The 25125-nt window shown below is 70.9% G+C and carries 20 protein-coding genes; 10 read left to right on the top strand and 10 right to left on the bottom strand.

Translation table 11 applies throughout. From position 1 onward, the window contains the following. The 3 genes from AB4091_RS19630 to AB4091_RS19620 are packed head-to-tail and all read right to left on the bottom strand — an operon-like array spanning window position 1 to window position 3195. On the bottom strand, window positions 1–936 hold the full coding sequence (locus AB4091_RS19630) for a carbohydrate ABC transporter permease (RefSeq protein WP_442294149.1): 936 nt from the start codon (window positions 934–936) through the stop codon (window positions 1–3). 1 nt (window position 937) lies between these two features. Further along, window positions 938–1831 (bottom strand): carbohydrate ABC transporter permease, encoded by an 894-nt coding sequence (locus AB4091_RS19625; protein WP_442294147.1) that lies wholly within the window; start codon window positions 1829–1831, stop codon window positions 938–940. Window positions 1832–1842: 11 nt separating this feature from the next. Beyond that, the gene (locus AB4091_RS19620) at window positions 1843–3195 is read right to left on the bottom strand and encodes an ABC transporter substrate-binding protein (protein ID WP_442294145.1); all 1353 of its coding nucleotides are present in this window, start codon (window positions 3193–3195) and stop codon (window positions 1843–1845) included. 357 nt (window positions 3196–3552) lie between these two features. Here AB4091_RS19620 and AB4091_RS19615 point away from each other — a divergent pair, with 357 nt between their 5' ends. From AB4091_RS19615 to AB4091_RS19585, 7 genes are all read left to right on the top strand, one after another. Then, window positions 3553–5553, top strand: a complete 2001-nt coding sequence (locus AB4091_RS19615) for a beta-galactosidase (RefSeq protein WP_442294143.1) — start codon at window positions 3553–3555, stop codon at window positions 5551–5553. A gap of 2 nt (window positions 5554–5555) precedes the next feature. Continuing rightward, window positions 5556–6335 carry a DeoR/GlpR family DNA-binding transcription regulator gene (locus AB4091_RS19610; RefSeq protein WP_442294141.1) on the top strand — a complete coding sequence of 260 codons (780 nt, stop codon included), beginning with the start codon at window positions 5556–5558 and terminating at the stop codon, window positions 6333–6335. Beyond that, the gene (gene galT, locus AB4091_RS19605) at window positions 6332–7471 is read left to right on the top strand and encodes a galactose-1-phosphate uridylyltransferase (protein ID WP_442294139.1); all 1140 of its coding nucleotides are present in this window, start codon (window positions 6332–6334) and stop codon (window positions 7469–7471) included. Before AB4091_RS19610 ends, galT begins: the two co-directional genes overlap by 4 nt. Continuing rightward, window positions 7471–8628: a galactokinase gene (gene galK / locus AB4091_RS19600; protein WP_442294330.1), complete on the top strand. Its 1158-nt coding sequence runs from the start codon at window positions 7471–7473 to the stop codon at window positions 8626–8628. Before galT ends, galK begins: the two co-directional genes overlap by 1 nt. A gap of 91 nt (window positions 8629–8719) precedes the next feature. Next, the gene (locus AB4091_RS19595) at window positions 8720–10096 is read left to right on the top strand and encodes an MFS transporter (protein WP_442294137.1); all 1377 of its coding nucleotides are present in this window, start codon (window positions 8720–8722) and stop codon (window positions 10094–10096) included. A gap of 5 nt (window positions 10097–10101) precedes the next feature. Continuing rightward, complete coding sequence (locus AB4091_RS19590) at window positions 10102–11538, top strand: pyridoxal phosphate-dependent decarboxylase family protein (protein WP_442294135.1); 1437 nt, start codon at window positions 10102–10104, stop codon at window positions 11536–11538. A gap of 73 nt (window positions 11539–11611) precedes the next feature. Beyond that, a complete protein-coding gene (locus AB4091_RS19585) occupies window positions 11612–12091 on the top strand; it encodes a hypothetical protein (RefSeq protein WP_442294133.1) in 480 nt (159 codons plus the stop codon). Between the two features lie 55 nt (window positions 12092–12146). Here AB4091_RS19585 and AB4091_RS19580 read toward each other — a convergent pair whose 3' ends face one another. From AB4091_RS19580 to AB4091_RS19570, 3 genes are all read right to left on the bottom strand, one after another. Continuing rightward, window positions 12147–12791, bottom strand: coding sequence for a superoxide dismutase (locus AB4091_RS19580; protein ID WP_442294131.1), 645 nt, complete (start codon window positions 12789–12791; stop codon window positions 12147–12149). A 129-nt stretch (window positions 12792–12920) separates the two neighbouring features. Then, entirely contained in the window at window positions 12921–13391 is a 471-nt protein-coding gene (locus AB4091_RS19575) for a heme-degrading domain-containing protein (protein ID WP_442294129.1), read from the bottom strand. Window positions 13392–13434: 43 nt separating this feature from the next. Continuing rightward, window positions 13435–16887 (bottom strand): DEAD/DEAH box helicase, encoded by a 3453-nt coding sequence (locus AB4091_RS19570; RefSeq protein WP_442294127.1) that lies wholly within the window; start codon window positions 16885–16887, stop codon window positions 13435–13437. A gap of 67 nt (window positions 16888–16954) precedes the next feature. Here AB4091_RS19570 and AB4091_RS19565 point away from each other — a divergent pair, with 67 nt between their 5' ends. Together AB4091_RS19565 and AB4091_RS19560 are read left to right on the top strand one after the other, a co-directional pair. Further along, the gene (locus tag AB4091_RS19565; protein WP_442294125.1) at window positions 16955–17431 is read left to right on the top strand and encodes an acyl-CoA thioesterase; all 477 of its coding nucleotides are present in this window, start codon (window positions 16955–16957) and stop codon (window positions 17429–17431) included. Then, window positions 17428–17913, top strand: coding sequence for a hypothetical protein (locus AB4091_RS19560; protein WP_442294123.1), 486 nt, complete (start codon window positions 17428–17430; stop codon window positions 17911–17913). The genes AB4091_RS19565 and AB4091_RS19560 overlap by 4 nt, the downstream gene beginning before the upstream one ends. A gap of 4 nt (window positions 17914–17917) precedes the next feature. On the opposite strand, the gene AB4091_RS19555 is transcribed toward AB4091_RS19560, so the two are convergent. The 3 genes from AB4091_RS19555 to AB4091_RS19545 form a co-directional block, all read right to left on the bottom strand. Then, on the bottom strand, window positions 17918–18712 hold the full coding sequence (locus tag AB4091_RS19555; protein ID WP_442294121.1) for an SDR family NAD(P)-dependent oxidoreductase: 795 nt from the start codon (window positions 18710–18712) through the stop codon (window positions 17918–17920). A 68-nt stretch (window positions 18713–18780) separates the two neighbouring features. Next, window positions 18781–19749: an NADPH:quinone oxidoreductase family protein gene (locus AB4091_RS19550; RefSeq protein ID WP_442294119.1), complete on the bottom strand. Its 969-nt coding sequence runs from the start codon at window positions 19747–19749 to the stop codon at window positions 18781–18783. Continuing rightward, window positions 19749–22061 (bottom strand): glycoside hydrolase family 3 N-terminal domain-containing protein, encoded by a 2313-nt coding sequence (locus tag AB4091_RS19545; RefSeq protein ID WP_442294117.1) that lies wholly within the window; start codon window positions 22059–22061, stop codon window positions 19749–19751. The genes AB4091_RS19550 and AB4091_RS19545 overlap by 1 nt, the downstream gene beginning before the upstream one ends. Before the next feature lie 31 nt (window positions 22062–22092). On the opposite strand from AB4091_RS19545, the gene AB4091_RS19540 reads away from it, so the two are divergent. Then, complete coding sequence (locus AB4091_RS19540; protein ID WP_442294115.1) at window positions 22093–23358, top strand: DUF4921 family protein; 1266 nt, start codon at window positions 22093–22095, stop codon at window positions 23356–23358. Window positions 23359–23487: 129 nt separating this feature from the next. Here the strand turns inward: AB4091_RS19540 and AB4091_RS19535 are convergent, their stop codons facing one another. Then, on the bottom strand, window positions 23488–24951 hold the full coding sequence (locus AB4091_RS19535; protein ID WP_442294113.1) for a DUF222 domain-containing protein: 1464 nt from the start codon (window positions 24949–24951) through the stop codon (window positions 23488–23490). Window positions 24952–25125 lie beyond the last annotated feature (174 nt).

Genomic DNA, 25125 nt, shown 5'->3' with positions numbered 1-25125 from the left:
TCATCCCTTGGTCGCGCCGAGAGTCAGGCCGGCGACGAAGTGTCGTTGGAGCACGAAGAAGATCACGAGCGTCGGGATCGCGACGATCATCGACCCTGCCGCCACGAGGTTGTTGTCGGTGAAGAACTGGCCCCGGAGGTTGTTGAGCGAGCTCGTCACCGGGAACTTGTCACCTTGCTGGAGCAGCACCGTGGCCCAGAAGAACTCGTTGTAGACCCACGTCGTCTGGAGCACCGCGAGCGCCGCGAGCGCCGGACGGCAGAGGGGCAACGTGATCTGGAAGAACTGGCGCGTCACGCTCGCCCCGTCGATGACGGCCGACTCGTAGAGCTCTTTGGGCAGCGCCTTCATGTAGTTGCTGAGCACGAAGGCGCAGAACCCGGTCTGGAAGGCCACGTTCACGAGGATGAGGCCCTGGAAGCTGTTGAGCAAGGTGCCTGACTCGCTGAACCAGAACGGCACCTCGATCGCCCGGAACATCCGGTAGACCGGGATGAGCAGCGCCTGCGGCGGAAGCAGGTTCGCAGCCATGAAGAAGCCGAGCAGGGCCACGTTGAGCTTCCACGAGAAGCGGGCGACGACGAAGGCGACGCAGGACGAAAGGAACAGCGTGAGGAGCACGGCCGGGACCGTGATGATCGCGGAGTTCCAGAAGTGCAGCCCGAAGTCGGCCTGCTCCCAGGCGTTCTTGTAGTTGTCGAGCGTGAAGCCGCCCCAGGAGATGTAGCCGTTCTTGGCCGTGTAGGCGTAGTCGCGGAACGAGTTGACCAGCGCCAGCAGCAGGGGGAACAGCCAGATCAGCGAGACGATCGTCAGGACGACGGGCAGGAGCCAGCGGCGACCCGAACGGGCGCCACCCTCGCGCGGCCTGAGCAGCGCCTGTTCACGCGCGTGCACCGGGTCGACCGGGTTGGACGTCAGTGTCTGGTCGGACATCTCAGTCCTCCTTCATGGCGATGCGCAGGTAGACGAAGACGAGCACGCTCGAGATGAGCAGCATGATCGTCGCGAGGGCCGACCCGAAGCCGATGCGGCTCGCCTCGCCGACGACGTTCTGCGTGACGAGGGTCGAGATGAGCTCCAGGCCGTTACGGCCCTTGTTGATCACCCAGACGAGGTCGAAGGCACGCAGCGACTCGATGAAGGTGACGACGAGCACGATGATGTTGATCGGGCGCATGACGGGCAGCACGACCCTGAAGAACGTGGTCGTCTCGCTCGCACCGTCGACCTTCGCCGCCTCGCGCAGTGACGGGTCGACGCCCTTGAGACCGGCCAGGTACAGCAGCATGATGTAGCCCGCGTGTCGCCAGCTGGCCGCCACGAGGGCGGCCCAGAGGTTGACGTCCGGGTCGCCGTACCAGTCGGTCGAGCCGTGCGTGATGGCGTTGAGCAGACCCTGGTCACGCGAGTAGATCAGCTGCCAGACGAAGCCGATGAGCGCCAGCGACAGCACCACCGGCAGGTAGATGCTCGTCTGGTAGAAGCGGCTGCCGACGGCCCCGCGGTCGATGAGCACGGCGAAGAGCATGCCGAGCGGCGTCGCGATGAAGAACATCACCGCCAGCCAGATGAGGTTGTGCTGGATCGCCGGCCAGAACGGGGGGTAGATCGTCGCGATGTCCTCGTAGTTCTTCAGCCCGACCGACTTGATGCCGGAGAGCGGCCCGATCCCGTCCCAGTTGGTGAACGAGAGCAGGACCGAGCCGATCGCCGGGAGCCAGACGAGCCACAGGACGATGAGGGTGGGCACGACCACCATCAGGGCGACGACGATCTTGTCGCGTCCTGAGAGCTGGTCGATCCCCTTGTACTTTCTGGTGGTCGCCATGGCGGTGCCTCTCAGGACGTGAAGATGCTCTTCTTCTGGGCCTCGATCTTCGTGAGGAGGCCGTCGATGTCCTTCGGGTTCTTGATGAAGTCCTGGATCGCGGGGATCATCACGGTCGAGGCGAAGTCGGGGCGCGTGTCGCGGTCCATGAACTGGGCGATCGACTTGGCCGACTTCACGAACTCGACGGACTTCTTCTGCAGGGCCGTGTAGCCGCTCGTGTCGGCCTTGTCGTTGGTGGCGATGACGCTGGGGTCGGCCTTGAGGGCGAGCAGCTGCGCCTCGGGCTGCGAGATGTACTGGAGCAACTTCTTGGCAGCAGCCTCGTTCTTCGGACGGGCGCTCATCATGTAGCCGTCGATGGGCGCCTCGATGGCGTCGGTGCCGATCGTCGAGTCGACCTCGGGGAAGGTGAAGAAGTCGAGGTCGTCCTGCTCGGCGCCCTTGGTGAACTGCTGTGCGACGAACGACCCGAGGAGGTACATGCCGGACTTCTTCTGCTGGAGCGACTGCGCCGCCTCCTGCCAGGTGCGTCCGAGCGAGTCGGCCTGGTGGATCGGGAGGAGCCCGGCCCACGTGTCGAAGACCTTCTTGACCTTGGGGTCGGTCCAGGCCTCCTTGCCGGCCATCAGGCTCACGTGGAAGTCGTAGCCGTTGACGCGCAGGTTGAGCTGGTCGAAGGTGCCCATGGCGGGCCATCCGTCCTTGTCACCGAAGGCGATCGGGTCGAGGCCGTCCTTCTTCATCTTCGCGCCGAGGGCGTTGAGGTCGTCGAGGGTCTTGGGGACCTCGTAGCCCTTCTGCTGGAACACGCTCTTGCGGTAGAAGATCGCCCACGGGTAGTTGGTGATCGGCACGAAGTACTGCTTGCCGTCCGCGGCCGTCGACGCCTTCTTCATGGCGTCGCTCATGCCCTGCATGTTGGACCACACGTCGGAGAGGTCTCCGACGAGGCCCTTCTGGGCGAAGAACTGCATGCGGTACCCGGCGAACCAGGTGAACACGTCGTCGGGAGAGCCCTGGAGGTAGTTGTTGATGTTCTCCTGGAAGGTGTTGTGGTCGACGGTGTTGATCTTGACCGTCGTGCCGGCGTTCGCCTTGGAGAACGCGTCCATGTACGCCTGGACGGCCGCCTTCGGGACGGCGTCGGACTGGTTGGACCCGACGGTCACCGTGCCGGTGACGGCGCCGGTCGGGACGCCCTGACTGCTGGTGCCACCGTTGCCACAGGCCGCGAGGCCACCTGCTCCGAGGAGGGCGCCGACGCCGAGCGCGCCGCGCAGCAAGGTCCGACGGTCGACGCCGCGGACGGAGGGGGGAACCATGCGCGCGAGGTATTCGGCCTCGCTCGTGGGGCGGGTCATTGCGGTCTCCTTTGACGCTGTGCCGGGAAGTGTTGGACGTGACGAGGCGACGTATTCGAACATCGCCCACCAAAAACCTCCAACAACAAACAGAGAATGTCCACGTGCACCACCGCCTGTCAAGGGCTCTGGTGAGGGTCACAGCCTCCGAGACGCAACCGAGACCCGGGCGCATCGCTCGACCCGCAGTTTTACACCGTTGTAAAGCCATTCACGGTTTCAGACAACGCCGTCGCGCAGCCTGCGGGGCTGCTCGGCGAGAGTCGGTCCCAGCTGTTGGGACCGACCAACCGACGCGAGCGGTCGCATGTTTGAAAATGTTGACATCGGCCGTCGCGGCCAGACACGCTGTGTGCCATGCGCTCATGGCCGACGAAGACCCTGGCACTCGGTGGCGACTACAACCCCGAGCAGTGGCCCCGCTCCGTGTGGGACGAGGACGTGGAGCTCATGCAGCGCGCGAACATCTCGTTCGTCAGCCTCGGGATCTTCTCGTGGAGCTGGCTCGAGCCGGCCAAGGGCGAGTACGAGTTCGAATGGCTCGACACCATCATGGACAAGCTGCACGCCGGCGGTGTCGCCGTCGACCTCGCGACGGCCACCGCCACCCCGCCGCCGTGGCTCTCGGCCGCGCACCCCGAGATCCTCCCCGTCGACGTCGACGGCCACACGCTGTGGCCCGGCAGCCGGCAGGCCTGGTGCCCCACCTCTCCCGTCTTCCGCGAGTACGCCCTCGCCCTCACCCGGCAGATGGCGACGAGGTACCACGATCACCCGGCCCTCGCGATGTGGCACGTCTCCAACGAGTACGCGTGCCACAACCTGCCGTGCTATTGCGACGAGTGCACCCGCCACTTCCGCACCTGGCTCGAGCGCCGCTACACGAGCCTCGACGCCATGAACGACGCGTGGGCAACCGCCTTCTGGAGCCAGCGCTACACCGCATGGGACCAGGTGCTCCCGCCGCGCCGTTCGACGACGTTCAACAACCCCACGCACGTGCTCGACTACAAGCGCTTCTCCTCCGATGCACTCCTCGACTTCATGCGGGCCGAGCGAGCCGTCCTCGACGAGCTGTCGCCCGGGGTCCCGGTGACGACGAACTTCATGACCCTGCAGCACTTCCGGCACCTCGACTACTCGCAGTGGACTCCCACGGTCGACGTCGTCAGCACCGACCACTACATCGTCGACACGCTCGAGCACCCGCGCTCCGAGCTCGCCTACAGCGGTGACCTCACCCGCGGTCTCGCCGGTGGCGCGCCGTGGATGCTGATGGAGCACTCGACGAGCGCGGTCAACTGGCAGCCGACCAACCACGCCAAGGCCCCGGGCCAGACGATCCGCGACGCACTCGCCCACGTCGCCCGCGGTGCCGACACGATCGCCTGGTTCCAGTGGCGCCAGTCGCGGGCCGGGTCGGAGAAGTTCCACAGCGCCGTGGTGCCGCACGCCGGGGCCGACAGCGCCCGCTTCCGAGAGGTCGAGGAGCTCGGTCGCATCGCCGGCCGCCTCGGCGAGGTCGTCGGCAGCCGTGTCGACGCGCAGGTTGCGATCCTCCATGACTACCAGGCGATCTGGGCCGCGGAGGGTCCGTGCATGCCGAGCTCCGAGCTCGACGCCCAGCAGGCGGCGCACACGGTTCACCGGCTGCTCCACGACCGCGGCGTCACCTGCGACGTCGTGCACCCCTCGGCCGACCTCACGGCATACTCCGTCGTCGTCGTGCCGCAGCTCTACCTCGTCACCGATGCCCACGCCGCGGCAGTCGCCGCTGCCGCCGAGGCCGGCGCCCAGGTCGTCGTCACGTACTTCTCCGGCATCAGCGACGAGAACGACCACGTGCGCCTCGGCGGCTACCCTGGCGCGTTCCGCGACCTGCTCGGCGTCCGCGTCGAGGAGTTCTTCCCCCTCGGCCCCGGGGCCGAGGTCGCCCTCGCCGACGGCGCGGGCACGTGGTGGAGTGAGGACGTGACCACCCTGCCGGGCACTGAGGTGCTGACCACGTACGCCGCCGGCCCCCTCGCGGGTCGCCCGGCCATCACGCGTCGCCCCGTCGACGGCGCAGCCTCCGGAGCTGCCTGGTACCTCAGCACGCTGCCCGACGACGCCACGCTCGGGTTGCTTCTCGACGACGTCCTGTCCGCCGCCGCCGTCGAGCCCGCCGTGGCGGCTCTTCCGCTTGGCGTCGAGGCAACCCGGCGCAGCGACGGCACGCGCTCCTGGCTCTTCCTGCTCAACCACACCGAGTCGGAGCAGAACGTGGGGGCCAGTGGGTACGACCTCGTCACGGACGCCGCCGTCGACGGCTCAGTCCGGCTCGCCGCCGGAGCCACCGCCGTCATCAGGCAGGAGTGAGCATGCTTGCCAGCCAACGACGCTCGGTCATCCTCGAGCTCGTCGAGGAGTCAGGAGCCGTCAAGGTCTCCGACCTCGTCGAGCGTCTCGGCGTCTCCGACATGACGATCCGCCGCGACATCGAGCGGCTGTCGAGCGACGGCCTCCTCGAACGCGTCCACGGCGGCGCTCTCGCGTTGGGCGACTCTCGCAGCAGCGAGGAGCCGGGCTTCTCCGCCAAGTCGTTGCTGCAGCTGGCCCAGAAGCAGGCGATCGCGAGGGCCGCGGCGCGCCGCGTCGAGGCCGGCAGCGCCATCGGCATCTCGGCCGGCACCACGACGTACGAGCTCGCCCGCGCCGTCAAGGACGTGCCGCAGCTGACCGTCGTCACCAACTCCGTGCCGGTGGCGCAGCTGCTGCACGAAAACGGCGCCCCCGGCCAGACCGTCATCCTCACCGGTGGGGTGCGCACCCCGTCCGACGCACTCGTCGGGCCCGTCGCCGTCGCCGCCCTGCGTGCGCTCCACGTCGACCTCCTCTTTCTCGGCGCCCACGGCGTCGACGAGCGCAGCGGCCTGACCACTCCCAACCTCGTCGAGTCCGAGACCAATCGTGCGCTCGTCGCGTCCGCCCGCCACGTCTGCGTCCTCGCCGACTCCTCGAAGTGGGGAACCGTGGGCCTCAGCACCTTCGCCGACCTCGCCGAGGTCGACCTGTTCGTCACCGACGTCGGACTCCCCGGCCGGGCCCGCGAGACCCTGCGCGACCTGGTCGGCTCCCTCGAGACCGTGGAGGCCTCATGACCAGTCCGAGCCGCACACCGAGCAGCACCAGCAGCCGCATGACGACGCGGCACCTCGCCGACGGACGCGAGATCATCTACGTCGACGACCCCGGCACCGCCGAGCGCACCGCAGAGGACCAGCGTCCCGTCGAGCCGCGCGTGCAGTCGGGCGAGGTGCGCCACGACGCCCTCGTCGACGACTGGGTCGCGGTGGCCGCGCACCGCCAGCACCGCACCTTCATGCCGCCGAAGGACGAGTGCCCGCTCTGCCCCGCCGGCCACGGCTCGGTGCCGTCGGAGATCCCCGAGAGCGACTACCAGGTGGTCGTCTTCGAGAACCGCTTCCCGTCGTATGCCGTCACCTCCCTCGGGGACGACGTGCCCGACCCCTCCGGCATCTTCGGGACGCGCCCTGCCCTGGGACGCTGCGAGGTCGTCTGCTTCACGAGCGACCACGAGGCCTCCTTCAAGGACCTGCCTGTCGACCGCGTGCGCACGGTCATCGACACCTGGGCGCAGCGCACCGAGGCCCTGGGCGCCATCCCCGAGGTCGAGCACGTGTTCGCGTTCGAGAACCGCGGCAAGGAGATCGGCGTGACTCTCCCCCACCCCCACGGCCAGATCTACGCCTACCCCTACGTGCCGGACCGCACCAAGGCGCTGCTCGAGGCGGCCCGCCGCCACCACGAGCGCACCGGCCGACTGCTCGGCGCCGACATCCTCGCGGCGGAGCGGGCCGAGGGCTCGCGGGTGGTCGTCTCGGGGACGCACTGGACGGCATACGTCCCCTTCGCTGCGCGCTGGCCCGTCGAGGTGCACCTGGCCCCGCACCGCGACGTGCCCGACCTCGTCGCCCTCGACGACGACGAGCGTGCCGAGCTGGCCGTCATCTACCGCGACCTGCTCGGGCGCCTCGACCGCTACTACGTGGCCGAGGACGGGTCACCCGTCAAGCTGCCCTACATCGCCGCCTGGCAGCAGGCCCCCGCCAAGACCGGCCGTGACGTGTCGCGGCTTCACCTGCAGCTGATGTCGGTGCTGCGCGGGCCAGGGCGCCTGAAGTACCTCGCCGGCTCCGAGTCGGGCGTCGGCGGCTGGGTCAACGACGTCGCGCCCGAACGCGCAGCCGCCCGGTTGCGCGAGGTCGCGTCGTGATCGACCGGCTCACCGCCGACTTCGAGCGCACGTTCGGCGCGGCCCCGACCGGGGTGTGGTCGGCACCCGGCCGGGTCAACCTCATCGGCGAGCACACCGACTACAACGGTGGCCTCTGCCTGCCGATCGCCTTGCCGCAGCGGACGTATGCCGCGGTGTCCCCTCGCGACGACAGCGTCCTCCGGATGGCCTCCGCGCAGCAGGAGGGGCTCGTCGAGGTGTCGCTCGGCGAGATCTCCCCAGAGCGGCCCGGCGGCTGGAGCGCGTACGTCGCGGGCGTGCTGTGGGCCCTGGCGAAGGACGGCCTGACGGTCGGCGGCCTCGACGTGCTCGTCGACTCGACCGTGCCCCTAGGGGCAGGGTTGTCCAGCTCCGCTGCACTCGAGTGCGCCGTCGCCGCCGCCGCGAGCGACCTCTTCGCGCTGGGCCTGCTCGAGTCCGCGGAGGGTCGGGCCCGCCTCGCCGCGCGCTGCGTCGAGGCGGAGAACACCATCGCCGGCGCGCCGACGGGTGGCATGGACCAGTCGGCGTCGCTGCTGTGCGACGAGCGGTCCGCACTGCTGCTCGACTGCCGTTCGGGCGACACGCGTCAGGTGCCGTTCGACCTCGGCGGCGCGGGCCACGTGCTGCTCGTCACCGACACCCGCGCCGAGCACGCCCTCGTCGACGGCCAGTACGCCGCACGCCGTGAGGCGTGCGAGCAGGCTGCCCGCGAGCTGGGGGTCGACACCCTGCGCGAGATCGACCCTTCGGAGCTCGACGACGCGCTGGGTCGCCTCGACTCCGACGAGGTGCGCCGGCGCGTGCGCCACGTCGTCACGGAGATCGAGCGGGTCGAGGCGGCGGTTCGCGCCCTCGAGGCGGACGACCTGGCTGAGGTCGGGCGGCTCTTCGACGCGTCGCACGCCTCCCTGCGGGACGACTACGAGGTCTCGTGCGAGGAACTCGACGTCGCCACCGAGACGGCCCGCGCCCACGGTGCGCTCGGCGCGCGCATGACCGGCGGCGGCTTCGGCGGCTCCTGCATCGCGATCGTCCCGGCCGGGGTCGCAGACGCGGTCGCCTCGGCGATCGAGGCGGCCTTCGCCGACGCGGGTTTCACGGCGCCGCAGTCGTTCACGGTAACGGCCTCCGGCCCCGCTCACCGGGACGCCTGACCCCGCGCCGAACCCCATCGAGTGCCCACTTCCCGACGCCGAACCCCATCGAGTGCCCACTTCCCGGCGCCCCGCTCACTAGGGTGCGCTCATGACCTCGGCGCCGTCGCCCGCCTCGGGCCCGCCCCTCACCGCCGCCGTCCGACGGGGCTACGGTCTCGGCTCGGTCGCTACCGGGTCCTTCGGCACGGTGCCGGGCCTGCTCCTGCTGCCCTACCTCACCGACCGCCTCGGCATCTACCCGGCCGTCGCGGGCGTCATCGTCTTCGCTCCCAAGGCCTGGGACGTGCTGCTCAATCCGGTCGCCGGGCGCATCAGCGACCGCTCGACCCACCCGGACGGCCGACGGCGCCCCTTCCTCATCCGTGCCGGACTCCTCCTCGCCGCGGCCTTCGCCCTCCTCTTCCTCGGGCCGACCGCACCCACGTGGCTCGCCGCTGGCTGGGTGGCCGTGGCCTACCTCGCGTGCGCAACGGCCTACAGCTTCTTCCAGGTGCCCTACGTCGCCATGCCCGCCGAGATCACCGACGACTACGACGAGCGCACGCGCCTCATGACCTGGCGCGTCGCCGTCCTCGCCCTCGCGATCCTCGTCAGCGGAGGCGCGTCGCCGGCCATCCGTGACGCGCTCGGGCCTGACTGGGGCTACCGCGCCGTCGGTCTCTTCGTCGCGGCTCTCATCGCCCTCGGGGCGTGGGGAGCGTGGCGGGGAACGCGGGCGGCACCCGTCAGGCGCGAGGCCGTCACCAGCGCCGGCTTCCGTGACCAGCTGCGGATCATCAGCTCCGACAGGCCGTTCCGACTACTGCTCACGACGTTCGTCGTCCAGGCGCTCGCGACCGGAGCCATGCTCGCCGGGGTCGACTACGTGGCCCGCTGGGTGATCGGCACCCCGCTCTCCGCGACGCTGCTCTTCGTGTGCTTCGTCGCCCCGGCGCTCCTGGTCACGCCCCTCTGGCAGCGTTTCGGCACGGCGCGCGGCAAGAAGGCGGGCTACGCCGCGGCCTCCGTGCTGCTCGGCGGCGGAGCGCTCGCGCTCCTCCTGCTGCGCTCCCTGCCCGAAGGAGTCGTCTACGCCTGCGTCGCGGTCATCGGCATCGGCTACGCCGGCGCGCAGATGTTCCCGCTGGCCATGCTCGCGGACGTCGCGAGCCGCAACGACGACGCTCGCAGCAGAGTCGGGGTCTACACCGGCATCTGGACGGCGGGCGAGACCCTGGGCCTCGCGCTCGGCCCAGCCGCGTATGCCGCCGTGCTGGCCGTCGGGGGCTACGAGTCCTCCGGCGCCGGCGTGGTCGTCCTGCAGGGCGAGCGCACCCTCACGGCGATCGTCGTCGGCTTCTCCCTCGTGCCGGCCGCGCTCGTCGCCCTCTCCCTCCTCACCCTCCGCGCCTTTCCCTCCCCCGCTTCGATGTATTCCACGGTCGCCGGTGACAGCCGGATACATCGACCGGGGGAAGGGACGTGAGAGCGATGACGACGATGGAGCACGACGAGATCCGGGAGGCGCTGGCTGCGCTGCGGGCGCGCGACCTGCCGACGCACGGCGGACGCACGCTCGCCTACGTCTACGACTCGGGGCTGGCGACGGCCGATGCCATCGGCCGGGAGGCCCTCGCGGCGTTCTCGTCCACGAACGGTCTGGACCCCACGGCGTTCCCGTCGCTGCTCCGGATGGAGAACGACTTGGTCGGCATCGCGGGCGGACTCGTCGACGCCCCAAAGGGTTTCGCCGGCGTCGTCACGTCCGGCGGCACGGAGTCCATCTTCCTCGCCGTCCTCGCCGCGCGCGACGCACGGCCCGACGTGGTCGAGCCCCGGATGGTGCTGCCGACCACGGCGCACGCCGCCTTCCACAAGGCCGCGCACTGGCTGGGCGTCGAGGCGGTGCTCGTCGACGTCGACCCCGTCAGCAAGCGAGCCGACGCCGACGCCGTCGCCGCCGCCATCGACGAGCGCACCGTCCTCGTCGTCGCGTCCGCGCCGTCGTACGCCCACGGCGTCATCGACCCGGTCGAGCCGATCGCGGCAGCCGCAGCAGCGGCCGGCGTGCGCTGCCACGTCGACGCCTGCATCGGCGGCTGGGTACTCCCCCACCTGCAGGCCTCCGAGTCCGACAAGGCGGCCTGGAACTTCGCGGTGCCGGGCGTCACGAGCCTGTCGCTCGACCTGCACAAGTACGCCTACACGCCGAAGGGCGTGTCGGTGCTGCTCCACGCCTCGGCCGAGCTGCGCCGCACGCACCTCTTCGCGTCGGCGCGCTGGCCCGGCTACACGATGCTCAACACCACGGCCCAGTCGACGAAGTCCGGCGGGCCCCTCGCCGCAGCGTGGGCCGTCGTGCACCACATCGGGCCCGAGCGCTACGCCGACCTCGCCCGGCAGGCGCGGCAGGCCACGCTCGACCTCGCGGCCGCGGTCGCCGGCATACCCGGGCTGTCGGTGGCGGCGCCGCCGGACTCCACCCTGCTCTCACTCGTCACCGACGACACGTGCGACGTCTTCACGGTCAGCGACGAGATGCTCGCGCGCGGGTGGTACGTCCAGCCGCAGATGCGCTTCCGCGACCTGCCGGCCACGCTGCACCTCACCTTCAGCGCGGCGACCGCGGCCTCGTCTGCGCAGATCGTCGCAGACCTCATCGCTGCCACGGCCTCGGCGCGGGCGGCAGGCCCCGTGGCGGTGCCGTCCGACCTGGTCGCGATGGCGTCGGCGATCGACCCGGCCACCCTTGACGAGGCGACGTTCGCGGGACTGCTCGCCGCGGCAGGTCTCGCCGGGGGCGACGGAGCGGTCGAGCTGCCCGAGCGGATGGCTCCCGTCAACGCGCTGCTCGATGCCGTGCCACCGCCGCTGCGCGAAGCCCTGCTGCTCGGCGTCATCGACCGTCTGGTGCGTCCCAGTGATTGAGCCGGCACGGCCGCTCACCCCCCATGTGGCGATTCGCCTGACGTCGGGTGACGGTTCGCGCGAGAATCCTCGCGTGGCCGATGACGCCCCCGATGCCCGAGAGGCCGGACTACCCGAGCGAGCGCTGCACGCCGTCGAGACGGGCAACCGGGTCTACGAGGCGGTGACCGGGGCGATCGCCGCGATATCGGCGATCCTGTCGTTCATCCAGCAACACGGGGTCGTCAGCATCCTCGTGCAGATCGGCATCATGGGGTTCGCCCTCTACATCAGCCTCTTCATCGCCGTCCCCCTGGCTCTCGGCATCCTCCACGTCCTGCACGGCGCGACGAAGCGCACGAGCACGGACCAGGCCGTTGCCGTCATCCTCGTCGTCGTCCTCGTTGCGGTGGCGCTCCTGGTCCGCTTCGGGCTCTTCTACGACGGCATCGGCCAACCCGGCGACCTCGACGGGATCGGCACCGCCTTCACCGCCCTCGTCGGCGTGCTCGTGCTCCTCGCGCCGCTGTTCGTCCTGTGGTGGCGCAAGGGCAGCGTGCGCACGCCCGCCTGAGCATGACGAAAGGGCGGGCACCTCGCGGTGCCCGCCCTTCTCGTGTGCGCGGTGTTCAGGCCGGGACGATGAGTCCCGTGGTGGCCTTGGCGCGCTCGAGGCGGGCGGCGACGTCCTGCCAGTTGACGACGTTCCACCAGGCCTTGACGTAGTCGGCCTTGACGTTCTCGTACTGCAGGTAGAAGGCGTGCTCCCACATGTCGAGCTGGAGCAGCGGGATCTGGCCGACAGGGATGTTGCCCTGCTGGTCGAACAGCTGCATGATGTGCGGCCGCGCCGAGATGGTGTCCCACGCCAGGATCGACCAGCCGGAGCCCTGGATGGCGTTGGCGTTGGCGTTGAAGTGCGCCTGGAACTTCTCGAAGCCGCCGAAGTACTCGTCGATCGCGGCCTTGACCTCGCCCTCGGGCTGCCCGCCGCCGTCGGGGCTCATGTTCTTCCAGAAGACGGAGTGGTTCGTGTGCCCGCCGAGGTGGAAGGCGAGGTTCTTCTCGACGCCGTTCAGGGCGGCGTAGTCACCCGACTCGCGAAGCTCCTCGAGCTTGGTGACCGCGGCGTTGGCGCCGTCGACGTAGGCCTTGTGGTGCTTGCTGTGGTGCAGCTCCATGATGCGAGCACTGATGTGGGGCTCGAGGGCTGCGTAGTCGTAGTCGAGATCGGGAAGTGTGTAAGCCACTTGTCGTTCCTTTCTGGAGACCATCCGGCTCCGCCCACTCTATGCCGGGGCAAACTGCCGTCGACAGGGGTGTCCGCGAGCACGGGCTGTGGGTCTCGTACCCACTTCTCCACTCTCGGACCTCAAGCCTGCTTGAGGTCAAACCCTTGTGGCTCAGGCCTTCTCGAGAAACGCCTGCAGCACCTCGATGACGAGGCGGTGGTCCTCGACCTGCGGCAGGCCCGACACCGCGATGTTGCCGACGCAGCCGACGTCGCGCACGTTGACCGGGAACGCCCCGCCATGGGCGGCGTACGCCCCCGGGTCGAGACGCGAGTCCTCCTCGAACGACTTGCCCCTCGACCGGAAGCCCTCTCCGACGCGCAGGGACGACTGGCCGTAGCGGTCGACGACGGCGCTCTTGCGCTCGAGCCATCCGTCGTTGTCGGCGGAGGCACCGGGGAGCGCCGCATGGAAAAGGCGCTGGCCGTTGCGACGGATCGAGATCGCCACCGGGTGTCCGGCGGCACTGGCAGCATCGCGCAGCGCGACCCCCAGTCGCCAGGCGGTGTCGTCGTCGAACCGGTCGAAGACGAGGCTGGACTCGTGGGCCGCGAGCTCGTCGAGCGTGAAGGTCTGGGTCACGAGCCCGATTGTCCACCTCGCGCGCAGAGGGGCGCCAGGCGTCTCAGGGCAGGCCGAGCAGGTCGCGCACGTCGCCGGCGGTGATGGCACCCGACAGCGACCCGCCCTCGTCGACGACCCGCTGGAAGAGGTCGCGCTTGCGCTCCTGCAGGGCGACGACCTTCTCCTCGATGGTGGACGCCGACACGAGGCGGTAGACGGTGACGGGCCGGTTCTGCCCGATGCGGTGCGCTCGGTCGATGGCCTGGGCCTCGGCGGCAGGGTTCCACCAGGGGTCGAGCACGTAGACGTAGTCGGCCTCGGTGAGCGTGAGCCCGAAGCCGCCGGCCTTGAGGCTGATCAGGAACGCCGTCGCGTCGCCCTCGCGGAAGCCGCGCACGACGGACTGTCGGTCGGTGGTCGACCCGTCGAGGTATGCCGTGTCGATGCCGGCGCGGGTCAGTGCGCTCTCGACGATGCGCAGGAACCCGGTGAACTGGCTGAACACGAGGGCGCGGTGGCCCTCGGCGGCGAGCTCGCGCAGCTGGTCGACGAGGAACTCGATCTTCGAGGCGGTGCCCTTGCCCGCGTGCACCTCGTCGACCAGGACGGGGTCGAGGGCCAGCTGCCGCAGCCGGGTGAGCGCCGCGAGGATCGCGACGCGGTTGGACTCGGGGTCGTCGAGCAGCCCGAGCACCCGCTGCCGCTCGCGCTGGAGGTGCTGGTCGTAGATGTGCCGGTGGACGGGGTGCGGATCGAGGGCGACCACCTGGATCTGCTTGGGCGGCAGGTCGATCGCGACCTGCTCCTTGGTGCGGCGGAGCATGAGCGGACGGATGCGCCGGCGCAGCAGGTCGAGCAGCTCGGGCCGCTCGCCGGACTCGATGGGCTTGCGGTAGCTCTTCGTGAAGACGTCGGGCCGCGGGTAGAGCCCGGGCGCCGTGAGCGACAGCAGCGACCAGAGGTCCATGAGGGAGTTCTCGAGCGGCGTGCCGGTGACGGCGATGGTGAACGGGGCGCCGAGCCGTCGCGCCGCGACGTGGGTCTTGGCCTGGCGGTTCTTGACGAACTGGGCCTCGTCGAGCACGACTCCACCCCACCGCACGCCGCGGAACGCCGCCTCGTCGAGGCGCAGGACGGCATACGAGGTGATGACGACCTCGGCGCCGGAGACGAGGTCGGCGAGGGGAACCCCGCGCTTGCGCTCGGTCGCGGTGACGGCGACCGCCGCGAGGTGGGGTGCGAAGGTCTCGAGCTCGCCCATCCACGTGCCGACGACGCTGGTCGGGGCGACGACGAGCACGGGACCGCGGGCATCGGCACCGGTCGACCCGAGCTCGCCACGGTCGTGGGCACGCACGAGGGTCGCGATGACCTGGAGCGTCTTGCCGAGGCCCATGTCGTCGGCGAGGATGCCGCCGATGCGGGCGTCCCACAGCCGGGCCAGCCAGCGGAACCCGTCGAGCTGGTAGGGGCGCAGCGTCGCCTTGAGGTCGGGCGGCACGTCGGCGAGGGGTCCGGATTCGAGGGACCCGAGCGCCTCGACGCTGGCGGCCCACCGCGCGCTCTGCTCGTCGACGACTCCGAGCGCGACGAGCTCGTCCCAGAGGTCGGCGTGGTGGGCGCTCAGGCGCAGCTCGCCCGTCTCGGGGTCGGCGATCTCGCGGGCCTCCTCGATGAGGTCGCGCAGCCGCAGCAGCTCGGGACGGTCGAGTCGGAAGAACGACCCGGAGTCGAGGAGCATGATCTCGTCGCCACGGGCGATCGCGGCGAAGAGCGGCTCGAAGGGGACGTCCTCGCCGTCGACCTCGACCGAGACGTGGAGGTCGAACCAGTCCCCCGGGTCGGCCTGCTCACGCCGCTCGCCCGCACCCGTCTGTTCGCCGCGCTCGCCGGTGCCGAGCCGCACGACGGGCGCGGAGGTCACCTCCTCGTAGGGCGGCAGGTCGCCGTCGACCTCGACGGTGACGTGCTCGTCGGACTCGAGCTCGGCGAGGGTGTCGCCGACGAAGCGCGCAGCCTGCAGCCCGGTGAGCACCACCCGCGGCACGAGGTAGGGGTGGCCGCCGAGGTCGGAGCGCAGCGCACCGGGCACCTGGCGGAGCGAGGTCGCCGCCCGCACGGCCACCGCCTCGGCGTCACGGTCACGACCGCCCACAGTGCCGAAACGCGCGGTCGTGAACGGCCGCGGGTGCCCGTCGTACGCGTGGCCGAGGTCGAGGCGCACCTCGCCCGGCACGTCGCTGACGACGCGGACGTGCACCGTCACCACCTCGGGTGAGGCCGCCTCTGTCACCTCGGGGGCCGGCAGCGGCACCTCGGAGCGGATGCGCAGCCGCTGCCGCAGGCCCGGCACGACGGAGCGCAGGAAGCGGGCCCGCTCGTCGGCGGGAACCCGCAGACCGGCGAGCGCCGACTCGAGGGCGGCCGGCCCGAGGTCGAGCTCCTGCTCGAGCGGCACGAAGGTGAGCTCGCCGTCCTCCCCCTCGACAGCCACGGCGTGCACGGGGTCGCCGAGCAGCAGCCGCTCGCCGGTGGCCTCGGGCGGCAGCCCGTCGATCTCGACGTCGAGGTCGAGGTCGCCCGTGCCGTCGGCGGCACGCTTGACCAGGAGCACGAGGGTGGCGGCGTCGTCGACGAGGTGGACCGGGCCCGTGACGCCCTCGCCGGGCAGGATCTGGATGCCTGCGCCGCGCGCCTCGCGAAGCAGCGGCCACACCTCGGGGCCGGCGTCGAGCGAGAGGGGCGGCGTGGCGGAGAAGTAGGTGGTGCCCCCGGAGCCGTGGCGGGCGACGTCGTGCAGCCGGCCCATGATGCGCTCGTGCTCGGGCAGGAAGCGGATGCCCGGGCGCCACTGCGGCAGGGCGTCGTGCCAGGACAGCGTGCGGTGCCAGGTGCCGGCGCGGGTCCAGCGGGTGGGTCGCAGGCCGTAGCTCAGCTCGGGGACGCCGCGGCGCCCACGCGCGTCGCGGTAGACGGTGTCGACGAACAGGCCCGCCGGCATGAGGTCGCCGCGTGGCTCGGGACGGGAGGCCGTCGGCTCGGGCTCGGCCCGCCGCGGCCGGATGTGGCCGAGCACGTCGGCCCAGTGCGGCGGCACCGCGAGACCGGGCGTGCTGGCCGCTTGCACGGCGACAGCGGTGTCGTCGCCCGCCGTGGCCGCGGCATCGTCGGGTGGCCCGACGACGACACCGTGCGCGACGTCGCGGGCGGTCAGCATCAGGGCGACGACGTGCTTGCAGTCGGTGCCGACCGGGCAGCTGCACCGGCCGTTCCACAGGTGGGCCCGGCCCTTGGGGTGGGGCCGCGCCTCGATGATCGTCTGGTAGGTCTCGGACCCGCTGCCCTCGATGGTGCCGAGGAGCATCAGCCCGTCGGGACGGGTGGCCAGCGAGCGCACCCGGCGCTCGGCGGCATACGCCTGACCGCGGTCGAAGGTGCGCGTGCCGACCTGCTGGGAGATGTCGGGGTCGGTGACCTCACCGACCCACGTCGCCCGCCCCACGCTCCACGCCACCTCAGCACTCTACGTTCGGGCACCGACACGGCCGGGCCTCGTCCACAGGCTCGGGCAGGATGGGGGCATGCCCAGTGCGCCCGACCCCCGCGACCTGACGCTCGAGGACTTCCCGGTCCACCGGCAGGTCACGACCCGGTGGTCCGACAACGACATGTACGGCCACCTCAACAACGCGGTCTACTACGAGCTCTTCGATTCGGCGATCAACGGCTGGCAGGCCGAGCACGTGACGGTCGACCCGCTGACCGACGCGACCCAGGGCGTCGTCGCCGAGTCGGGCTGCGCCTTCTACGCGGAGGTCGCCTTCCCGGCCCCGCTCGTCGTCGGCATCCGGGTGACGCGCATCGGCACGAGCAGCGTCACCTACCAGCTCGGCCTGTTCGTCGACCCCGAGCACCCCACCACGGGTGAGGCCGACCCGGCCATCAAGGCGCTCGGCCACTGGGTCCACGTCGAGATCGACGCCACGACGCGTCGGTCCACCCCGATCCCCGACCACCTCCGCCGCCTCATGGAGACCGCGGTGCCGGTGCCGGCATGACCGACCCGGTCGATCCCCTCGACGAGACGTGGGACGCCTGGACCGCACGGGTGGCCGCCGACCTGGCCGCGCTCACCGACGACGAGTGGGTGACCTTCACCGTCCACGTGCAGTCGCGCGCCTCGAGCACGTATGCCGCCGAGCGGGCTCCGTCACGCCACCGCCGGTGGCGTCCCAACACCACGCCGCACGGGGAGCCGACCCACGTGCCGGACGTCTTCGTGCAGGCGCGGCGGCTCGGCGGCCTCGTCGCCCTGGAGTGCATCGCCGACACCGAGTTCGAGGGGCTCACCGACCTGACGCGAGAGCAGCAGCGGTCCCTGCTCGAGCTCGGCTGGGCGGCCGACGACGAGCCGGACCTCAGCCGCACGTTCGACGTCGGAGATTCCGCCGCGGCACGGTTGTTGCGAGCCAGTCTCGAGGGCGTGCTCGGAGCCCGTTCGCCGGCCGAGGTCGACGTGCGGCGGGCAGCGAAGCAGTAGCCGGTCAGCGCCCCTGCGCAACCCGTCGAGCCGCTCGCTTCATCACTGCCGTGTAGGCAGGGCGTACGAATCGCTTTGCCCGCCAAGCGATCTGACCATCGCGATCAGTGAGGATGACATCCTTGCGGGCGTCGATGCCCCGGACGACGACGGCGGCCACCTCGTCGGCCGAACGTCGCGAGCCGCTCACCATCTTCTTGCCGGCATCCTCCATCTCGGCGTCGGCGCCCTGGAACGAGGCGCCGAGGTTGGTGCGGAAGAACGACGGGCACACGACCGAGACGGCGACGCCGTGCGGTGCGAGCTCGTGCGACAACGTCTCGCTCAGCGCGACGACCCCGGCCTTGACGGTGTTGTAGGCCGACATGCCCGGGGCGTGCACGAGCCCGGCGAGCGAGGCCGTGTTGACGATGTGGCCGCTGCCCTGCTCCTTGAGGAGGGGCGTGAAGGTGCGGCAGCCGCGCACGACCCCGAGAAGGTTGATGTCGACGATCCAGTGCCACTCGTCCATGCTCGCGACGTCGATGCGTCCACCCGCCGCGACACCGGCGTTGTTGACGAGCAGGTCGAGCCCACCCCACGTCTGGCGCACGTGGGCGAGCGCCGCCGCCCACGCCTCGTCGCTGCGCACGTCGAGGGCCAGGTAGCCGGCAGCGGCCGGGAGCACGTCCGGCCGCTCGGCCTGAACGTCCGTCGCGAGCACGTGGTCGCCGCGGGCGACGAAGGCACGCACGAGCGAGAGGCCGAGACCCGACGCGGCACCCGTGACGAGGACACGGTTGGGGGAACGAGGCGGCATACGGCTGACCCTAGAGGGTGCGCGCGTCCTCGGCGCCGGCGCCAACGTCCGACGCTCGCACGTCCGCGTCATCGCACCGTGAGCGTCACCTTGCCCCGGGCGCGACGCTCGTCGATCTCGGTGAGCGCCGCGGTGACGTCGTCGAGGGGGTGGCGCGTGCCGATCGCGGGGTCCAGCGCCCCGTTCTCGAGAAGCGGGAGGATCGCGTCCCACTGGGTGCGCAGGTAGCTCGGGTCGGGCATCCAGAAGGCACCCCAGCCGACGCCGACGACGCTCGTGTTGCCCAGCAGCAGCCGGTTGACCTTGACCTCGGGGATCTGGCCGGCGGTGAACCCGATGACGAGGAGCCGGCCCTCGGGGGCGAGGCTGCGCAGGCTGTCGGTGAACCGGTCGCCGCCGACGGGGTCGACGACGACATCGACGCCTCGGCCATCGGTGAGCTGCTTTGCCTGGGTGAGGAACTCGTCCACGAGCACGACGTGATGGGCGCCCGCCGCCTCGGCGGTGGCGACCTTGTCGGCAGAAGAGACGACGGCGATGACGCGGGCGTCCATGGCTCTCGCGAGCTGGATCGCTGCGGTGCCGATACCGCCCGCGGCACCGTGGACGAGCACGACCTCGCCGCGCTCGAGCTGACCTCTGCGGGTGAGGGCGAAGTGGACGGTCAGGTAGTTCATCGGGAGCGCCGCACCCACGTCGAACCCGACGGAGTCGGGCAGCGGGAAGACCATCGCCTCGGGCACGGCGACCGTCTCGGCGAAGGCACCGAGCACCGGGAACGCCGCGACGCGGTCGCCCGGGCGGAAGGCACTCCCGGAGGCTGCCTCGCGCACGACACCGGCGCACTCCGCGCCCGCCACGAAGGGCAGGTCGGGGCGCATCTGGTAGAGCCCCTTGCTCATCAGCACGTCGGGAAAGCTGACCCCGGCCTCGTGGACGTCGACGAGCACGTGGCCCGGTTCGAGGGTCGGCTCGGGCACGTCTCCGACCACGAGGCTGGCGGGCCCGTCGAGGGACGTGACTCGTGCTGCGCGCATCATGCTCCTTGGGTGGGGTGGCGGGTGACGTTGCGGACGGTGAACGGGACTCGGAGGAGGTCCGCGTCGCGCGAGCTCGGGCCCACGAGCAGCTCGAACTCGCCCGGCTCGACGACACGGCGTGCCTGGGCGTCGACGATCGTGCAGCCAGCGACCGGGACCTCGATCTCGACGGTGACCGACTCGTGGGCTGGCACGACGACGCGGCGGAATGCCTTGAGCTCCTTGGTTGCCCACGTGACGCTCGTGACGACGTCGTGGACGTACGCCTGCACGACCTCGTGCGCGGGGCGCTCGCCCTCGTTGGTGACGGTCACGGTGGCCCGGACGGTGTCAGCCGCCGTGACGTCGGGCCCCGCGGTGATGCTGAGGTCGGACCACGTGGTCGTCGTGTAGGTGAGCCCCTCGCCGAAGACGAACTGCGGGTCCTGCGTGAGGTCGGCGTAGCGGTTGCCGTGCTGGCCACGCACCTGGTTGTAGTAGGTGGGCTGCTGACCGACGTGCCGCGGGATCGAGAGCGGCAGACGCCCGGACGGCTCGATGTGGCCGAGCACGAGCTCGGCCACCGCACGACCGCCGCGCATGCCCGGACTGAAGGCCTCGATGACCGCTGCTGCCTCGAGGGCGCTGGGCGGCAGGACGGCGGGCTTGGTGTGGAGGAGGACCACGACCGTCGGGGTGCCGCTGGCCACCACCGCGTCGAGAAGGGCGACCTGGCCGCCCTGCAGCTCCAGTGTCGCGGTCGAGCAGCCTTCTCCCGTGAGCGCCATCGTGTCGCCGAGCACGACGACGGCCAGGTCTGCGGACCGGGCCGTGGCGACCGCCTCCTCGAGCTGGGCGGGGTCGACGGGCGCCGCGGTCGAGATGGGCGGGCGGGGCTGGCCGTCAGGCAGGAACGGCCCGTCGGGGTCGGGCACGAGCTGCTCGATCTCGGCGCCACGGGCGTGGGACACGGCCCAGCCCCGGGGCACGACGGCACGGAAGCCGTCGAGGACGGTCTCGACCGTGTGGCGGGGGTGGCCGTCGGGCATCCAGTCGACCTGGCCGGACGCGCCCGCCCAGTCGCCGAGGTTGGCCTGGGGGTCGTCGGCGTTGGGGCCGAGGACGGCGACCGTGCGGGAGGGGACGTCGGGCCCGTCGGTGGCGTCAGCGGCCGCATACGGCAGGGTGCCGTCGTTGGTGAGCAGGACGAGCGAGCGGCGCGCGACGTCGAGGTTGAGCCGGGCGTGCTCGGCGGAGCCGACGACGGCGGCCTGGCGGTCGCGGTCGGGTGGGCGCGGGTTCTCGAAGAGTCCGAGCTCGAGCTTGACCCGCAGGATACGACGCACCGCTTCATCGATCTGCTTCTCGTCCAACAGGTTTCGGGCCACGGCTTCCTGCGCTGCCTCGAAGAAGGCGGGCGTCGTCATGACGAGGTCGTTGCCGGCGCGGACGGCGACCGTCGCTGCTTCGACGTCGTCGGCGCAGACCTTCTGCTCCCACACCATGCGGCCGACGTTGTCCCAGTCGGTCACGAGGGTGCCGGTGAAGCCCCACTGCTGCTTGAGCACGTCATCGAGCAGCCATCCGTTGGCGGTCACCGGGACGCCGTCGATGGACTGGTAGCCGAGCATGAAGGTGCGACAGCCCTGCTGCACCGCGCGCTCGAACGGCGGCAGGAACCACGAGGCGAGCTTGCGGCGGCTGAGGTCCGCCTCGCTCGCGTCTCGACCGCCCTGCGTCTCGGAGTAGCCGGCGAAGTGCTTGGCACAGGCGAGGATCGCGGTCGGGTCGGTCAGGCCGTCACCCTGGTAGCCGCGCACCATGGCCGCGCCGAGCTCGCCGATGAGGTGGGGGTCCTCGCCGAAGGTCTCGCCGACCCGGCCCCAGCGCAGGTCGCGGGTGATGCAGAGCACCGGCGAGAAGGTCCAGTGGATGCCGGTGGCCGAGACCTCGACGGCGGTGACCCGAGCAGCCTGCTCGACGAGGCTGGGGTCCCACGTGCAGGCCATGCCGAGCTGGGTCGGGAAGATCGTCGCGCCGGGCCAGAACGAGTGGCCGTGGATGCAGTCGTCGGCGGTGAGCAGGGGAATGCCGAGACGGGTCGCGGCGGCAAGCTCGATGGCGCGCGGCATGTCCTCGGGTGCCGTGTGCAGGATCGACCCGGCCAGCTTGGCGCTCACGATGTCATCGAGATCGCCACGGGCATCGAGCTGGAGCATCTGCCCGACCTTCTCGGGCAGCGTCATGCGGGCGAGGAGGTCCTCGAGGCGCTCCTCGACCGGCCGCGCCGGGTCGCGGTAGGGAACGTCAGCGGTGTCGTCATCGGCCACGGTGCGACGCTAGCCCACCTAGGCTGGGGACGTGGTCGAGCCCCTGGTCCGCCTGCCCGACGGCACCATCAAACAGGTCAACCCGCTCACCGGGACGAAGGTCTGGACCTTGCCGGGACGTGCGGCGAGGCCTTTCGGGCTGCCGAGCCACCACCCGCTGCCGCTCGACCCGGACGACCACGACCGGCACTGCGCCTTCTGCTGGGGTCGCATGCTCGAGACCACCCCGGAGATCGCGCGTGTCATCCACGACGGTGACGGCTGGCGCGACCTGCGCGGCGTGCTCGCCGAAGCCCTCGACCAGACCGTGCCGGAGTTCCGGCTCATCCCGAACCTCTTCGAGATCCTCAGCTACGACTACTGGCACCTCAGCCACGGGTTCGAGCCGACGGCCGCGTCGCAGGCCCACCGGACGGCATACCTGGGCACGCCGCAGGGCCGCGAGCACGTCACCACCCTCGCTCGCATCCGCATGCGAGCCCGCGCCGCTGCCGGTGCTGACGCCGAGCCGCTCGCCGAGGAGGACCTCTCGCGCGAGGCTGTGGGACTGTTCGCCGGGAACCACCAGGTCGTCATCGCCCGACGGCACTACGTCGACGACGCCACGGACGACACACAGCTCGCGGGGTCGGGAACGCTGACGCCGGAGGAGCATCGGGCATTTACCGAGCTCACGATCCGCGCGATGCGCGACCTCTACCGTGACAACGAGTGCGCGCGCTACGTGGCCGTCTTCCAGAACTGGCTCTCCGCCTCCGGCGCGTCCTTCGACCACCTGCACAAGCAGATCGTCGCGATCGACGAGCTCGGCGCGCAGAAGGAACGCGAGATCGAACGGCTGCGCACCGAGCCCGACATGTACGCACGCTGGGGCTCCCGGTATGCCGCCGAGCAGGGTCTCGTGGTCGCGAGCACCGAGCACGCGGTCGCCTTCGCAGGCGTCGGCCACCGCTACCCCGCGCTCGTCGTGCACGTGAGCGACGGTGAGGGCTGCCCGTGGGAGCTGAGCGACGAGCAGGTGCGCGACTTCTCGGACCTCGTGCACGCGTGCCACGCCGCGACGGGCGTCCACGTGCCGTCGAACGAGGAGTGGCACCACAGGCCACCATCGGTCGACCAGCCGATGCCGCTGCGTGCCGTGCTCAAGTGGCGCATCTCCACGCTCGCCGGCTTCGAGGGCGGCACGAAGATCTACGTCAACACGATCGATCCCTGGACGGTGCGCGAGCGGGCCGTCACCCGGTTGCGCGAGCTCGCCGAGGCCGGCCTCGTCTCCTCCGGGATCACGGTCGGCTGAGCGCAGCTCTCGGAAACTGCCCGGTCAGCCGCCGTCGACGGAGCACCTCATCGTGGGCCCTCGTGACGGCAGCCCCGACCGTCAGCTCGACTACGCCGTCACAGCAGCACCGACCGCCTGATCCGTCACCTAGAACGGCGGCGGGTCACTCTCTGCCTGAACGGGATCCAGTGGTCTGTCGATGCCCGGTGGTGGGTCGAGGCCGTCGCGCCAGTTCTTGGGGTAGGTCGTGTACGTCCGGCCGGTCAGGGTGGTCCACTCGAGCCCGTCGCCGGCGACTTGGGTGCTGGTCCAGATGCCGTCGGTCTTGACGTTGTGGTGGAGCCGGTGCTTGGCGAACAGGTTCGAAACGGCTGTCTCGCCCTTCGGCCAGGGCGTCTCGTGGTCGAGGTCGCACCGGGTGGCAGGGACCTGGCAGTCGGGCCCGCGGCAGGTGCCGTCGACGGCCTGGACGTGCTCGACCATCGCCTTCGTCGGTCGGTAGGCCTTGGTGGGTCCGGTGATCGCGTGCCCGTCGCGCAGGTCGACCGGCAGGGTCTGCCAGACCGAGCCGGGACGGGTCATGAGCTCGCGGGCGTGGGCGGCGGTGACCCAGCCGTGCCCGGGCAGCTCGCACGCCGCGTCGCTCTGGCCGTTGGCGACCTCGAACGGCACGACCAGCCACACCCGCGCCGCGGCATCACCCGTGGACTCGCCGGGGACCGCCTTGTCGCTCGTGGGGTGGAGCAGAGCGTGAGTGGCCAGGTCGCAGCGCAGCTGGTCCAGGGTCCGCGGGTCCCCGCAGCCTCGTGCGGCGCCAGCCTGCGTGTCGAGCCGGTCTAGGATCGCCGCGACCGTGCCCGCGTCGGCCGTGATCGTCAGGCAGCCCATCCCGTCCTGCACCATCCGCCCGAACACGCCACGCCGCGACCGCGCGTGCGCCCGCCGTTCCTGCGCACCCCGCGCGTCGACCGAGGCGACCGCCCGCGTCAGCCGCGCCCTGAACGTCCGCTGCCCCACCGGGCGCCCGTCCCGCGACGGCGCCAGCACCGCCTCCTCCACGGCCGCGACATCGACGTCCGAGAGCCGCACCGTCTCGGACGCGACCTGCACCGCCCGGTACAACGACGTGCCACCGGCCCGCAACGCGGCCAGGACACGCATGTGTCGCCGCGGCGCCGTCGCCAACGTCAACCGCCGACCGACCTCACCGACCCCGACCCCGGTCGCCAGCGCGATCTCCTCCGCGACGACCCGCTCCGGCGAGACCAGCCCCGCCATCCGCACAGCACTGCCACCCCGGGGCAGCGCCTCGACCTGCTGCGCCTGGATCGAGTGCAACGCCCCGTACGCAGCGAGCAGATCGGCCTCGACCCGCGCCTTCGCCACCTCGAGCGCCTCGATCTCGCCCATGACCCGCTCGCTCGCCCGCAACAGCCCCTCGGTCACCTCGACCGACCGCGCCCGCTGAGCCGGGGCCGGATCAGAGCAGTCTTCGCCCCAGGCACGGTTGCAGATGAGGGTCAGGACCGGCCGGACGGCCTGGGCGAACTCCGCCTGATCGCTCGACCACCGAACGTGCAGAGTCTCAGCAGCCGCCACCTGCTGTGCCATCCGCGCCTCCCTCGGTAGCCCTTCCACCACCTCCAGTAGAACACGTGTTCTGCATATCTGCTTAGGTGAAGTACGATTTGTGGATGACGGCGAATCCGGTTCGGGGAGTGGATTACCCGTCCACGTACCAGCAGCTGCTGGAGTGGTTCCCGGACAACCAGTCCTGCCTGGAGT

The organism is Terrabacter sp. 2RAF25 (assembly GCF_052115265.1).
Lineage (GTDB): Bacteria > Actinomycetota > Actinomycetes > Actinomycetales > Dermatophilaceae > Terrabacter.
This window is presented reverse-complemented; position numbering and strand designations above follow the sequence as displayed.